The organism is Anabaenopsis sp. FSS-46 (assembly GCF_029891665.1).
Lineage (GTDB): Bacteria > Cyanobacteriota > Cyanobacteriia > Cyanobacteriales > Nostocaceae > Anabaenopsis > Anabaenopsis arnoldii.
The window spans coordinates 51,363-65,663 of sequence record NZ_JANQDG010000029.1; the positions used below are offsets into that span (position 1 = coordinate 51,363).

Below are 14,301 nucleotides of genomic sequence, written 5' to 3' on the forward strand. Positions count from 1 at the left end.
ACCGCATAAATTGCCGCTACTGACAAATCAAATCGGACTGCTGATGAAAAATCAATTATTTCAGGTTTTCTGGGTTATGGGAACAGCAATGACGCTGCTTTTAACTGGGTGTAAACAGGTAATTGAGTATTTACCACCGTTACCTGAGGTGGAGATGCCATCAGCTAATTTACCACAGTTACCACAAGTAGCCCAGTCTGATACAAATGACCAAATAGAGATTTTAGTTACACAACTCATTAATCAGAGGCGTGAAGATCAACAACTCCCGCCTTTAGAGCATAATGAAAAACTAGCACAGGTGGCTCGTAATTACAGCCAACAAATGGCAGAAAATAACTTTTTCAGTCATACCGGTATTGATGGTAGCACCCTAGAAGATAGAGTTAAAGCTGGTGGTATCATTTACTCGGTGGTGGGTGAAAATATTTTCCAAACTACGAATATTCCCGAACCTGCAGAAGTAGCTGTTGATGGTTGGATGCAAAGTCCCGGACATCGTGAGAATATTCTCCGTCCGGTTTTTACAGAAACTGGGGTAGGAGTTTGGCGAGTTAACAACACCTACTATATAACTCAGCTATTCTTGCGCCCTTGAATAGGAATTAAGAACTAGGAGAAATGTCAGCACCTTTCTTAGGGTTCATATTTTGATCAAAATATAGACTAATAGATAGATTTTTTGGCGTTGAAATTTTCCCATAATTCACACTTTTAGTAGTTAAATAATCTGGGCTAATTCTGAAGAATTAGCCTTTATTAGGGTACATCTATCTGGGTAATTTTGTCTATTAAAAAGGTCTTGAATGATTGGATGATTGACAATATGCAACATTTGTTGTAGATAGTCTAGGCTAATTTTGTAGTTCAAGAGTTTTTGTCTTTTTGCTTTTGATGAGTCAATGAATTCCATAGATAAAATAAAAGTTCCTAGGTAATAATTTTCCTGAAATTAATTTATTTGTCTGAAGACTTGAGTAATAAAACTGGAGTTAAGGCTATGGCATTTTTTGGCTATCACGCCTCTCATGAGCAGTTTAAACCGAGCGCTCTTTTAGAATATGTAAAAGCCGCTCATCAAGCTGGATTCAGTGGTGTATCTTGTTCAGATCACTTTCATCCGTGGAGCGATCGCCAAGGAGAAAGCGGTTATGCTTGGTCCTGGTTAGGTGCAGCAATGCAGGTTACACCCTTAAATTTTGGTGTAGTTTGCGCCCCTGGACAACGCTATCACCCAGCGATTATTGCTCAAGCTGCGGCGACCCTGAGTGAAATGTTTCCCCAACGTTTCTGGTTAGGATTAGGGAGCGGACAAGCATTAAACGAACAGATTACAGGGGACTTTTGGCCGGCGAAAACCGTCCGTAATATGCGCCTGAAAGAGTGCGCGCAGGTGATCCGCGCCCTATGGAGTGGGGAAACCATCACCCACTACGGTTTAGTAAATGTAGAACAGGCAAAACTTTATACTAGACCAGCAACACCACCATTGATTATTGGTGCGGCCATCACCCCAGCAACTGCGGAATGGTTAGGAAGTTGGGTAGATGGACTGATCACTATTTCTCACCCTGAGCAAATGTTACAGCAAGTGGTAGAAGCATTCCGCCGGGGTGGTGGGGAAGGTAAGCCCATGTATCTCAAAGTACAACTTTCTTACGCACAGGAGGAAAGCACAGCTTTAGAGGGAGCTTTTGAGCAATGGCGGACTAATATTTTCTCCAGTCCTGTATTAGCAGACTTGCGTCATCCCCAGCAATTTGAGGACATGGCGGAGTTTGTCAAACCAGAAGATATGTATAAACACATCCGCATATCAGCAGACCCACAACAACACATTGAATGGTTGCGCAAAGATATTGAACTGGGTTTTAGTGAAATTTATCTCCACAACGTTAACCGTCAACAGCGGAATTTCATCGAAGTATTTGGTAAACAGGTCATCCCAGCCCTTCAAGCTACTAATTAAGGAGTAAATAAATTATGCGAGTAACTGTTGGGCCACCAATTCTGATGATTAATCATGGTAGTACCTTCATGTCCACTGACCTGGGTGGAGAAATCAACCCCCATAGTCATCTGGGAATTTTTGCAGACGACACGAGGTTTTTAAGTAACTATAGCTGTTACATTGATGGTCATCCCTGGATTCGCCTAACTTCGGCCACCACAACATATTATGCAGCGCGGGTTTATCTGATTAATCCTGAATTTACTTGCAGACGGGGAAAAGTTACCCAGGGTGATTTATCCTTAATTATTAGCCGCACGGTAGAAGAAGGAATTCATGAGGATCTGGATATTACTAATAATGCATGCCAAGCTGTGACATTTAATCTAGAAATTGCCTTAGCTTCAGACTTTGCCGATATTTTCGAGGTAGAATCACAGGAATATGTGCGTCGGGGACATATTGAAACTAAATGGTGTGAAAAAGAACATCAACTAGAAACCAGATATACAAATGGCTCATTTTCCCGTTGTTTGATATACAAACCTTGTAACTTTACCTCCCGACCTTACTATGCAAACGGTCGCATTACCTTTGAGATATCACTAGAACCGAGTCAGACTTGGCACACTTGCTGTAAATATAATCTGATTGATCATGAGCGTGTGCGTGAAGCGGTTGATTTCTGTTATCAAGAGATGGTAGAATCCAAGAGCATAAATACAGAAATTGAAAGGCTGCACTGTCAATGGCGGGACTCAGTAACTACTATTGTCTGCGGGAATGAGGATGTAGTGCGATTGTATCGCCAGTCAATTGAAGATTTAGGTTCACTACGATTATATGATTACGATTTTGGCCCTGATATTTGGCTACCAGCAGCAGGTGTACCTAAGTTTGTGGCGCTGTTTGGCCGTGACAGCTTGATTATCAGTTTGCAAAATATGATTGTTCATCCGGGTTTTGCTCGGGGTGCGCTGCAAAAATTAGGGGAGTTACAAGCTACTGAGTTAGATGAATGGCGGGATGCTCAACCAGGTAAAATTCTCCATGAAGTCCGCCAAGGTGAATTAGCATATTTTGCTAAAGTCCCCCATACACCCTATTACGGTACTGCTGATGCTACATCTTTATTTCTGATTACTTTACATGAAACCTGGAAGTGGTTGGGAGATAATTCATTATTGCAGAATAACCGGGATATAGTGCTGCGTTGTCTGGAGTGGATTGATAATTATGGGGACTTAGATGGTGATGGGTTTCAAGAGTACCAAATGCAATCACCAGGGGGAATTGAAAATCAAGGTTGGAAAGATTCTGCTCAAGCGGTGGTTTATCCCGATGGAAGCCAGGTAAAGGCACCAAAAGCATTATGTGAGTTACAAGGTTATGTGTTTGATGCTTGGATGCGGATGGCGGAGGTGTTTGATGTCCTGGGTGAAGGAAGTTTTGCTCACGAATTACGCACTAAAGCTAGTCAATTACAGGTACGCTTTGAGGAGCATTTCTGGAGTGAAGATTTAGACTGTTATGTTTTTGCTCTAGACCCAGATAAGCAACCTGTGCGATCGCTCACTTCCAATGCTGGTCACTGTTTATGGAGTGGTATCGCCAGTCCTGAACGTGCGGCCCGTGTGGTGAAGCGGTTGATGCAACCAGATATGTGGAGTGGTTGGGGTATTCGCACTTTAAGTACGAAAAATGCAGCTTATAATCCTTATTCCTATCATTTAGGTTCAATTTGGCCTCATGATAATGGCATCATCGCTATGGGGTTTAAGCGCTATGGTTTTACTCAGGAGGTCGCCCAAATTGCTCACGGTATCTTTGATGCGTCCAAGTATTTTGCTAGCTATCGCCTCCCAGAACTATTTGCTGGTACTCAGCGTCAACCAGGAGCTTTTCCAGTTCCTTACATTGAGGCTAATGTACCTCAAGGCTGGGCTGCTGCATCGGTTTTTCATCTCATCCAAGCTATACTGGGTTTACAAGCTGATGCTCCCCATCAGTTGCTTTATGTTGACCCACATTTACCACCATGGTTACCAGAAATTGAACTTCAGCAAGTGGAAATTGGTAACTCCCGTGTAGATTTGCAGTTTTGGCGACACGGTGAGGTTACCCATTGGGATGCGGTGGTTAAATCTGGTGAGGTGGAGGTCAAACAGCAAAGTTATTTCAGGCGCAATTTTTAAGTTGACCTGAAAAAACAGGAATACTGACGGTAAATGTTGTCCCCTTGCCTACTTGACTATCTAGGGAAATTGTGCCTTTGTGCAAGTCTACACATTTCTTAACTATGGACAAGCCCAAACCTGTACCAGCAATTTTACCGACGTTAGACCCGCGATGAAAAGATGTAAATAACTTAGCTTGATCTGCATCAGGGATACCAATCCCTCTATCACTGATTTTAAATATCAGTTGCTGATTTTCTTGGGTTAAACTCAATTTAACTAAATTGTGCTCAGGACAGTATTTAATCGCATTGGTCAGCAGATTGCTGAGAATGTGTCGTAACAGTTTCTCGTCAAACTCAACCATCAAAGAACCGTCTGACATTTGCTGGTCTACACTACAACAGAAATCTATTTTATGTTTGCTGGTGGTGGTTTGTATTTCTTCTGTGAGACGACGACAAAAAGCGATGATATCCCCTGGTTCTGGTTGAAATTCCATCTTTTGAGCTTCAGCGCGGTTAATCAGCATTAAGTCATCGAGCAGTTGAGTCACCCGCTGAACGGTTTGTTGGATGGTCTGAAGGTGTGCTTGTGTTTTTTCTGTATTCAGGCGATCGCCAAAATCTTGCAAAATCCCTGTAGATGAGGATATAATGGCTAGAGGTGTACGAATTTCATGGGCTGCCATGGTGATCAAATGCGATCGCATTTCGCTAATGGCTTTTTCCTTTGCTAAAGTTTGAATAATATTCTTTTGGGCTTGCTTGAGTGGGGTGATATCCCTGATTACAGATGCTACAGCAGTTGGTTGTCTGGTTTTTTCATCTGGGATTAAGAAAAAATAAGCATCGGTATAAATCACTGCTCCTGTTTGTAAGTGGCGCAGCCTGATTTCTCCTTCCCACTCACCTATTTTGAGGACAGTGGGCAAAATCTTGGATTCAAATAAATAGCGGTCATCTGGATGAATATAATCCCAGAAATTTTCTTTTGTTAAAGAATTTTGACCATGAAAACCGATGATGTTCTTACCTGCATGATTGAGAAATACTAGTTGGTAATCCAGATTAATTATACCAATAAATTCAGAACTGTTTTTAACTATCATAGCCAGTTGTCCCTGTTCTGATTCAAGGTGGCGCTGATTTTTCTGGGAATTTAGATGTTCCCATAAAGCTAGTGTTAAAAGGAATACTAAAGCTAAGAAGACAAAGTAAAACAACTCTTGAATCAATTGATATCCAGGTAAAAGGTCAAAGGCTTTTCTACCACTGAAACCTAATAACACATAGAGCCGTTGTAAAATACCTAACTGAGGATAAATAAATCTTTCCGGGGTTTTTCCTACATCTGAAATGGTTAACTTTAGGCTAGTTTTTGGGGTAATATCTGTAAGATTACTGTGTATGCCTTCTGTTATTTTATTGCGTAATAGTACTGAATTTGTAGAGTTAAGAGATGGCGATAGGGCTAGGGCTGGCTTGTCAGTTCGCACCCATGTTATTAGTAAAACCAAAACCCATAATAGAGGGTGAAAATACCTTGAGTATCTTAACATATTATACATTTGCACCTATGAAAATAAAATCTTGTTTTGATCTTCAACAAGCAATACTATTCATTTTCTAGTAGCCCTGAATTAATTCTGTTGTCGGGAGAGCAACTATTGCATAAGTTGCTGGTTTTGCTTTACTCCAGTTTGACTTAACCGTACAGCAACAAGTAGTTTTACTGTTGAAAATAGCTTGGTTATCTAGTCCACACCACTGAGACTCAAACCCTTGTCCTGAGCAATGATAAATATTCTAGCATTTTGTGACCGAATAAATTCGGTTGTTAACTGATATCCCCCCGGAGAAACACGGGGGCTTTACGGCTCAGGTCTCCTCAGGTGTAACACTGAACATAATAATCAGGAATTACTGGGATTGCCAAACCAGACTATTTTAGTAATTATTTTCATATTGTTGTCGGAAAAATGAAATTTATTACAGAAGCTAATGTTAGTATAATTTTTGAACTCTGTCGGGAGTTATTAATCAAAGCAATACAATCTTGGAAGATGATTAAGAAGTATGTCAACAAAATTTTTTGGTGTTTCGGATATTCACAAAGCGATAGTACCTTGTCCCTTGATCCTGAGTGCTGAAACATCGGTAATTGCAGCCGTCAAGTTAATGTTTCAGGTTTGTGACACCTATAATCTCACCTCATCATTGGTGAATCATAGAGAAAACCCCACTTGTGTGCTGGTAGTGGAAAATAAAAAATTAGTTGGGATATTCACGCACAAGGATCTGATTAGATGTATAGCCATGGGGGTGAATCTGGAGCAAGCAACCCTAACTGAGGTGATGAATCAGCATCCGGTGACTCTAGAAAAATCACAATTTACAAATATTTTTATAGCTCTGAATTTGTTACATCAATACAAAACTGACAATCTAGCTATTGTTGATGAACAGAATGAGGTTGTGGGTTTAGTAACAGTGAGTTCCTGTGAATCTGTCTATGAAAATTCCCAATCTTTTATAGAGTCCATAGATTTAGAAGAATTACCCTTAGTGGTTCCAGCTATCAAGAAAACCTTAGAGCGAGAAAGAGAACTGAGTGAATTGAAGTCGCGTTTTATAGCTATGAGTTCCCATGAGTTTCGCACCCCTTTATCTGTAATTGCTTCTTCTGCCGGTATTTTAAAAGATTTTGGTGATCAACTCGACGAGGAGAGAAAGAAAAAACATTTAGATTTTATTCTAAATTATGTGAAATATACAACAGAAATATTAGATAATATTTTATTAATTAATCAAGGGGAAAATAGCCAGTTAGAATTTAAACCTGCTCCTTTAGATTTAATTAGTTTTTGTCAGGAATTAGGGGAAGAGATGCAATTAAGTGCGCCACATCATAATATTGTCTTTGCTACTACTGCTGAATCTGGCGTAATTGGGAATTTAGATAAAAAACTACTCAGGCGAATTTTAATCAATTTGCTGGCTAATGCCATCAAATATTCACCTGATAGAACTACGGTAGAGTTTAACCTCAAGATTAGCAAGTCAAATGTAAGTTTTACTGTTCAAGACCAAGGTATTGGTATTCCTGAAGCAGACCAAGTTAAATTGTTTGAATGTTTTCACCGCGCCACCAATGTAGGTAATCTTCACGGGATGGGTTTAGGGTTATCCATTGTGAGCAAATGTATTCAACTACACACAGGTTCAATTGCTGTGAAGAGTGAGGTGGGGATGGGGACTACTTTTATTGTCACGATTCCCTTGAGGTAAGACCGAGGGTAATTATGGCTGTGCACCAAACTATCCCGGGTGGGATAGTTGAGTATGTTGGTTTTGATGAACGCAGAGGGTCGCGGAGGCTGACTATTACATATCCGATTTATACCAAGCTTGTCGCCACTGTTTCATTTGATTGATTTCTGTTGCTTGGGCTTTGATAATTTCTTGGGACAATTCCCGCATTTCTGGGCGCTGAGACTTCTGTAAAGCATCTTGGGCCATGACTACAGCACCTTCGTGGTGGGGAATCATCCCATTGATAAAACGCAAATCAAATTTATCATCAGCAACACCCAAGTCCATGGTCATCATCATGGCTTGCTTTTGTGCTGCTGTCATCTGCATCATGTGACCCATTTGAGCATGATAAGCCATGGGTTGATCACCGGCCTGAGGATACCAAGCTGTGCGCCACTGCTGCATTTGAGAAATTTCTTGCTTTTGGGCGGTAATGATTTCCTCTGCTAGCTGTTTGATTTCAGGACGTTGTGATTTTTCCTGTGCTTCCTGAGCCATATCTATAGCTCCTTGATGGTGTAAAATCATGCCATCAATGAAGCGTAAATCATAATTAGCATCCCCTGGACCTAAATCCATAGCATGATCTATCTGACTGTGGTGATTACTGGTTTCACTTGCGGTGGTATTGGGGTTGGGGTTTTCGGATGTGGTTGTGGAACAAGCTGTCAAAACTCCCGCAGTAAAGGATGTAAACACTACAAAGCTCCAAGCTAAAAATTTATTTCTCAAAGATAAGATTTGCATGGTTGATTCTTCACAAGGCATGATCTCGATTATATTTTGATATGTCTAATTAACCAGGCTCTGGGTCCTGAGTAAAATAGGAGGTGATTGGGTATTCATTCCCCAGTCCTCAAGCATATAAATGAAAGGACTTCTCCAGCGAGCAGTTTTTTGCTTAGTTTTATTCGTTACTGGATGTATCCCTACTAGAGATGTCAGGAATGCTCAAGCACCAATCGCGGGGAATACATTAGTACAATCAACGGTTAATAGTGATGTAAATTACATCTCTCGGGTTGTCCAAGAGGTAGGTCCTGCAGTGGTGCGCATTGACTCTACCCGCACTGTGGAAATATCCCCAGACCCCATCTTAGAAAGGTTTTTCCGGGGGGAATTACCCACTAGGGAAGAAGTACAACAGGGTCTCGGCTCAGGATTTATTACTACTGCGGATGGGCTAATTTTTACTAATGCCCATGTGGTAGCAAATGCCGATAATGTCACAGTTATATTGAAGGATGGCCGCCGTTTTCAAGGGGAGGTGGTGGGGGCTGATTCAGTAACTGATGTTGCTGTGGTCAAAATTGCAGCCACGAATTTACCGACGGTGAAGCTGGGTAATTCAGATAATTTAATACCAGGAGAATGGGCGATCGCCATTGGTAATCCTTTAGGGTTAGATAATACAGTCACTCAAGGAATTATCAGCGCTACACAGCGTTCTGTAGCAGCTCTGGGTGTACCTGCAGAACGAGTGGACTTTATTCAAACTGACGCGGCCATTAATCCGGGTAACTCTGGCGGTCCGCTGCTGAATGCTCAAGGAGAAGTAATTGGGATGAACACCGCTATCATCCAGGGAGCCCAAGGGTTAGGTTTCGCCATTCCCATCAACACTGCTCAACGCATTGCAGAACAATTAATCGCCACGGGAAAAGTATCTCACCCCTACATCGGTATTCAAATGGCCCAGTTAAACCCTGAGTTACGTGAGAAAATCAATCAAAGTGATGCGGGGATGAGAATTACTCAGGATAGCGGTGTAATTATTCTGGGAGTCGTTGGTAACTCCCCTGCTTTTCGCGCTGGTTTGCGTCCCGGTGACATTATTGAAAGTATCAATAATATAGGTATTCAAGATATCAAGCAAGTACAGCAACAAGTAGAAACCACCAACATCGGTAATACCATGGTGATCACCATCAACCGCGATGGGAGTAGACAGAACATCACAGTCAAACCAGAAGCTTTACCCACACAATAGCAACAGTCAAAAGATAGATTTTACCTCTCTATCATTTGTCAGAAGCAAAATAAATTACTTTTGTCTATAGTTGCGGTGGTGAAAATGGGACTTTCTTAATTAGAAATTATTATGGAAGGTTTTCGTCTTGGTTCTATTTTCGGATTTGAAATCCGAGTTGATTTGTCTTGGTTGATAATTTTCTTTCTCGTCCTGTGGACTTTAAGCGCTGGGATATTCCCCACCAACTATCCCGGATTTGATAGTAGTACCTATTTTGGTATGGGTATAGTAGCAACCCTGCTGTTTTTCGCGTCCCTGCTAGCACATGAGCTTTCTCACTCCTTCGTGGCCAGAGCCAAGGGAATTCCCGTAGAAGGTATCACCCTATTTATTTTTGGTGGAGTTTCCCGGACTCGTATGGATGCAGAAACGCCAGGGGATGAGTTCCAAATAGCTGGGGTCGGTCCGGTTGTCAGTCTGCTGCTAGCTGCTGTTTTTGGTTTGATTTGGTATGTGGGAACAAATACCGGTTTGAGTGTGGTTTTTACCGGTGTTTTTGCTTACCTGGCGGTAATTAATCTGGCTCTAGCTATCTTCAATATGTTACCGGGCTTTCCCTTAGATGGCGGTCGCGTTTTTCGTTCTCTTCTTTGGAAGTATACGGGTAATCTCAAAAAAGCCACAAAAATCGCCTCTAACGGGGGAAAATGGCTGAGTTATCTGTTAATTGTCTTCGGTGTTTTAGAGATGTTTGCTGGGGCGATTTTGGGGGGACTGTGGCTAATTCTCATCGGTTGGTTCTTGTACAACGCCGCCGAAACTAGCTATGAGGAACTTTTGCTGCGCACCAGTTTACAAGGGGTAAGGGCCCAGGAAATTATGACTCCTCACCCAGAAACTGTTAGTCCTGACATGAAACTTCAAGAGTTAGTAGATAGATATTTTCTCAGTCGTCGCTATCATTCTTTTCCAGTTACACAAGACGGACATCCTGTAGGTATTATTACTTTAAATCAGGTGAAGGATATCCCCAGGGAAGAATGGCAATATTGTACTGTCAAAGATACAATGATACCCACGGAAAACGGTGTTACTGCTTGTCCAGAAGAACAGATGTCTCAAGTATTGCAAAAAATGCAAGATTCAGGGGTTAGCCGTGTACTGGTGATTCACAATGATTTACTTAAAGGTATCATTACAGCCAATGATTTAGCTTACTGGTTACAGCGACAACGAGATTTAGGTGAGCTTACCTAATGATTGACTAAAAATTAAAATTAAGCATTTAATAAGCATAAAATTATTTAAAGAGGCTATTTGGTGAAAATTTGCCATTTTTGGGTGAATATTCGGAGCAATCTTTTGCTTCTTCAGTCATGACAATAGAAGGTTTTACAGCACATTTGAGATAATGGTTATTTGAATAAAACCGACAGTTTTTACACGGAACCTTATGTATACCATTGAGGGTAAAAACCATCTTATTGTCTAAAACAGTGCGGATTTTTTGTAATATCAGGAAAAACATCACCCAACTGAATAGCAAAGCTATGGGAGATAAACTTAAAGCTACATCTGGGATATTTATACCATCTGGTTGCATTTGCTCTTGTTTAACTTCACTTTGAGTTACTTGAGAAATATTTCTATTTTCTCCCATTTTCTGCGGGGTAATTACTTCAACAGACATATTTTTTATCCTCAGCTATCTACAATATGTTATTTTTGATACACTATGAATCTTGAATCTCAGCATAACCCTAGGTTTTCATCGGCGGTTAATGATTGATTTATGATAATTTTGCCAAAACTCTAATTAACAAGTCAGGGTAAATTTACCGCTGGTTCAGGTTGACAATTCCCAGAAAATTTTTGCAGATGGATGGGAAATAAACAATCTAGAAGCTACAGAGTATGATTGATGCGGTAATATTCATTTTTTATAGTCTAGATAAAATCTGTTCTTGAAAATGCGCTGATATTATTAACTTACATTAAGATGCAAAATCCTCACTCTAGTTTATGGTTTAATTATATATTTAGCAGAATCAAATTTACCCTATATCTGCCGATAGTTTTGTTTATAATTTTTAGTTATATATCCAAAGTAATATATTAATACATCGGTTTAATAAAGGTGAATTTTATGATAGAATTTAACAAAAGACTACTGTTAATCAAACTAGATTAATGAGAAGATAGGAAGATAAAAATATGATTGATGTTAACCATTAATTAAATATAGTGAGGAATCATAAATGTTAGACCTTATTCTAACTTGGTTAGTAACTACAATTAGCTTTTTAATCATTTCTCGACTACCTATAGGTATTGAAATCGATAGTTTGGGTAAAGCAGCAATTTCTGCAGCAGTTTTCGGCATATTGAATGCAATTTTACTACCGATTCTAGCATTTTTTACGTTCCCTGTTATTCTTCTGAGTTTTGGGTTGTTTTTCTTCATCTTGAATGCAATTATTTTTGCTCTGGCTGCTGCTTTGGTTCCAGGATTTACTCTGAGATGGGGTTTTTGGAGTGCATTAATCGGCTCGATCGCTTTGGCGATTGTTAATTCTATCCTCCTAGCTATTGTCAGAACCTGGAGTTAAAAAAAGTCCACTTTTTCAGAATACAAAAAATCATGGTGGTGTGAATGTTTATGTCTAAATTTTTTGTCAAAAAAATTGTCTTGCTACTCACAGCGATGCTGATGGGGATAGTGCTACTTTCTTATCAAGCATTACCCATAGCTGCATCACAATCTTCTGGACAGAGCGCTATTGCTGCTACATTTCCCCCCGTAGCTTCTCCTGATGGAGAACTCAGCGCAGAACCTGCAAAGTTACCACCATTACCCTATGATTATGCAGCACTGGGAAAAGCTATTGATGCGGAAACTATGAAACTACATCATGACGGACATCATGCTAGTTATGTGAATAATCTCAATGATGCTCTCAAGGAACAGCCAGATTTACAGAAAAAGAGCGTTGAGGCTTTGCTGCGGGATTTAAATAGTGTTCCTGAAAATATCCGCACCAAGGTTCGCAATAATGGTGGTGGACATCTGAATCACACAATTTTTTGGCAAATTATGACCCCTGAAGGTGGTGGAGAACCTACAGGGGAAATTGCGACAGAAATTAACCAAACTTTTGGGGGTTTTGATCAGTTTAAACAACAGTTTAATCAAGCTGGAAGCGATCGCTTTGGTAGTGGTTGGGTCTGGTTGGTGCGTAACTCAACGGGTGAATTGCAAATCGTCACTACACCTAATCAAGATAACCCGATTATGAATGGTGCATACCCAATTATGGGTAATGATGTCTGGGAACACGCCTATTATTTGAGGTATCGTAACCGCCGCGGTGAGTATTTAAATAATTGGTGGGGTGTGGTCAATTGGTCGGAAGTTAACAGGCGATCGCAGGTTTCATTACAGTTTTAAACGCAAAGGGTCGCAAAGTTTTTTGGGGACAGCCAAGCAGCACAGCAATTACTCAAACAAGCTCAAGCTGATGTCAAAACTCGTTGGGAAACCTATCGATATTTGGCTGCTAGAGATTATACCCAGAAATGAATACAAGATTATTCGCGTTTCTCTGTGGTTAATTACCCCTGAGAACATTAACAACAGGAGTAATGAGTATGGACTTAACAACAACATATATGGGGATAAAATTGAAGTCTCCTCTTGTTCCCTCCGCATCGCCCCTGTCGGAAGACATTGATAATATCCAGCGTATGGAAACAGCAGGTGCTGCTGCGGTAGTAATGCATTCATTATTTGAAGAACAATTGCGCCTAGAAAGTCATGAACTCCACGATCATCTCACCCAAGGTACAGAAAGTTTTTCGGAAGCTCTAACCTACTTACCTGATTCCATTAACTTCCGGGTAGGACCAGAAACTTATTTAGAGCATATCCGCAAAGCTAAAGAAAGGGTGAGTATCCCCATTATTGCTAGTCTCAACGGCTCATCCCTGGGTGGATGGACAAACTACGCCAAGCAAATTCAGCAAGCAGGAGCGGACGCGCTAGAGTTAAATATTTACTATGTTCCTACTGATATGGAACTCACTAGTAATGAAATTGAACAGACCTATATTAATATTCTCGATGCGGTCAAAGCAGTAGTTACTATCCCCGTAGCAGTGAAACTCAGCCCTTATTTTACTAGTATGGCAAATATGGCTCAACGTTTGGATGCTGCTGGGGCTGATGCATTAGTCTTATTCAACCGCTTTTACCAGGCGGATATTAATCTCAATCTCTTGGATGTTGAAACTAATGTATTGTTAAGTACACCCCAATCCCTGCGGTTACCCCTGCGGTGGATTGCTATCCTCCATGGTCGCATTCATGCTGATTTGGCAGCCACTAGCGGTATTCACAGTGGACAGGATGTATTAAAAATGGTGATGACTGGGGCGAAAATTACTATGCTTTGCTCAGTTTTACTTAAGCATGGAATTGACCAGATTCGTGTGATCGAGCGGGAAATGCGCGAATGGATGGAAAAACACGAGTACGAGTCAGTACAACAAATGCAGGGGAGTATGAGTCAACAAAATTGCCCCAATCCTAGCGCCTTTGAACGTGTCCAGTATATGCGATCGCTTGCTAGTTATAAACCTGAATGGAAAGCTAACCACGATACATCATATTACTTTGGTTGAAAACCATGATCGTAACCCCACCCCTTGACCCTTTAACCCCCTGGGGGTGGGGTTCTAAACCACAGGGAAACTAGGAATAGTCTGATCAATTAACTGCATTAACTTAATAGTCTCTTGCAGCGCCACCACTACACGCTGATAATGTAGAATATCCTCATGATTTAGGGTGCGTCCTTTGCGGTCTTTGAGCCATTTTTGACAAAC

General features: G+C 40.8%; 12 protein-coding genes. 9 read left to right on the forward strand and 3 right to left on the reverse strand.

Annotation, left to right across the window (positions count from 1 at the left end; translation table 11 throughout):
* Window positions 1-43: 43 nt before the first annotated feature.
* From NWP21_RS03060 to NWP21_RS03070, 3 genes are all read left to right on the forward strand, one after another.
* Complete coding sequence (locus tag NWP21_RS03060; RefSeq protein ID WP_280791566.1) at window positions 44-598, forward strand: CAP domain-containing protein; 555 nt, start codon at window positions 44-46, stop codon at window positions 596-598.
* A 402-nt stretch (window positions 599-1,000) separates the two neighbouring features.
* A complete protein-coding gene (locus NWP21_RS03065) occupies window positions 1,001-1,969 on the forward strand; it encodes a TIGR03885 family FMN-dependent LLM class oxidoreductase (RefSeq protein ID WP_280791567.1) in 969 nt (322 codons plus the stop codon).
* Between the two features lie 14 nt (window positions 1,970-1,983).
* Window positions 1,984-4,146 carry a glycogen debranching N-terminal domain-containing protein gene (locus tag NWP21_RS03070; protein WP_280791568.1) on the forward strand — a complete coding sequence of 721 codons (2,163 nt, stop codon included), beginning with the start codon at window positions 1,984-1,986 and terminating at the stop codon, window positions 4,144-4,146.
* Here the strand turns inward: NWP21_RS03070 and NWP21_RS03075 are convergent.
* A complete protein-coding gene (locus tag NWP21_RS03075; RefSeq protein ID WP_280791569.1) occupies window positions 4,130-5,626 on the reverse strand; it encodes a PAS domain-containing sensor histidine kinase in 1,497 nt (498 codons plus the stop codon). The genes NWP21_RS03070 and NWP21_RS03075 overlap by 17 nt on opposite strands.
* 580 nt (window positions 5,627-6,206) lie before the next feature.
* Between NWP21_RS03075 and NWP21_RS03080 the strand changes: the two genes are divergently transcribed.
* The gene (locus NWP21_RS03080) at window positions 6,207-7,418 is read left to right on the forward strand and encodes an ATP-binding protein (protein WP_280791570.1); all 1,212 of its coding nucleotides are present in this window, start codon (window positions 6,207-6,209) and stop codon (window positions 7,416-7,418) included.
* A gap of 96 nt (window positions 7,419-7,514) precedes the next feature.
* Here the strand turns inward: NWP21_RS03080 and NWP21_RS03085 are convergent, their stop codons facing one another.
* The gene (locus NWP21_RS03085; RefSeq protein ID WP_280791571.1) at window positions 7,515-8,192 is read right to left on the reverse strand and encodes a DUF305 domain-containing protein; all 678 of its coding nucleotides are present in this window, start codon (window positions 8,190-8,192) and stop codon (window positions 7,515-7,517) included.
* A 121-nt stretch (window positions 8,193-8,313) separates the two neighbouring features.
* Here NWP21_RS03085 and NWP21_RS03090 point away from each other — a divergent pair, with 121 nt between their 5' ends.
* Both NWP21_RS03090 and NWP21_RS03095 read left to right on the forward strand, forming a co-directional pair.
* Window positions 8,314-9,435 carry an HhoA/HhoB/HtrA family serine endopeptidase gene (locus tag NWP21_RS03090; protein WP_280791572.1) on the forward strand — a complete coding sequence of 374 codons (1,122 nt, stop codon included), beginning with the start codon at window positions 8,314-8,316 and terminating at the stop codon, window positions 9,433-9,435.
* Between the two features lie 111 nt (window positions 9,436-9,546).
* Window positions 9,547-10,674, forward strand: coding sequence for a site-2 protease family protein (locus NWP21_RS03095; RefSeq protein WP_280791573.1), 1,128 nt, complete (start codon window positions 9,547-9,549; stop codon window positions 10,672-10,674).
* 43 nt (window positions 10,675-10,717) lie between these two features.
* Here NWP21_RS03095 and NWP21_RS03100 read toward each other — a convergent pair whose 3' ends face one another.
* On the reverse strand, window positions 10,718-11,107 hold the full coding sequence (locus NWP21_RS03100) for a hypothetical protein (RefSeq protein WP_280791574.1): 390 nt from the start codon (window positions 11,105-11,107) through the stop codon (window positions 10,718-10,720).
* A gap of 568 nt (window positions 11,108-11,675) precedes the next feature.
* Here NWP21_RS03100 and NWP21_RS03105 point away from each other — a divergent pair.
* The 3 genes from NWP21_RS03105 to NWP21_RS03115 all read left to right on the forward strand — a co-directional run bounded on the left by NWP21_RS03105 (window position 11,676) and on the right by NWP21_RS03115 (window position 14,097).
* The gene (locus tag NWP21_RS03105) at window positions 11,676-12,026 is read left to right on the forward strand and encodes a phage holin family protein (RefSeq protein ID WP_280791575.1); all 351 of its coding nucleotides are present in this window, start codon (window positions 11,676-11,678) and stop codon (window positions 12,024-12,026) included.
* A 50-nt stretch (window positions 12,027-12,076) separates the two neighbouring features.
* Window positions 12,077-12,865: a superoxide dismutase gene (locus NWP21_RS03110; protein WP_280791576.1), complete on the forward strand. Its 789-nt coding sequence runs from the start codon at window positions 12,077-12,079 to the stop codon at window positions 12,863-12,865.
* A 200-nt stretch (window positions 12,866-13,065) separates the two neighbouring features.
* On the forward strand, window positions 13,066-14,097 hold the full coding sequence (locus tag NWP21_RS03115; RefSeq protein WP_280791577.1) for a dihydroorotate dehydrogenase-like protein: 1,032 nt from the start codon (window positions 13,066-13,068) through the stop codon (window positions 14,095-14,097).
* Window positions 14,098-14,301 lie beyond the last annotated feature (204 nt).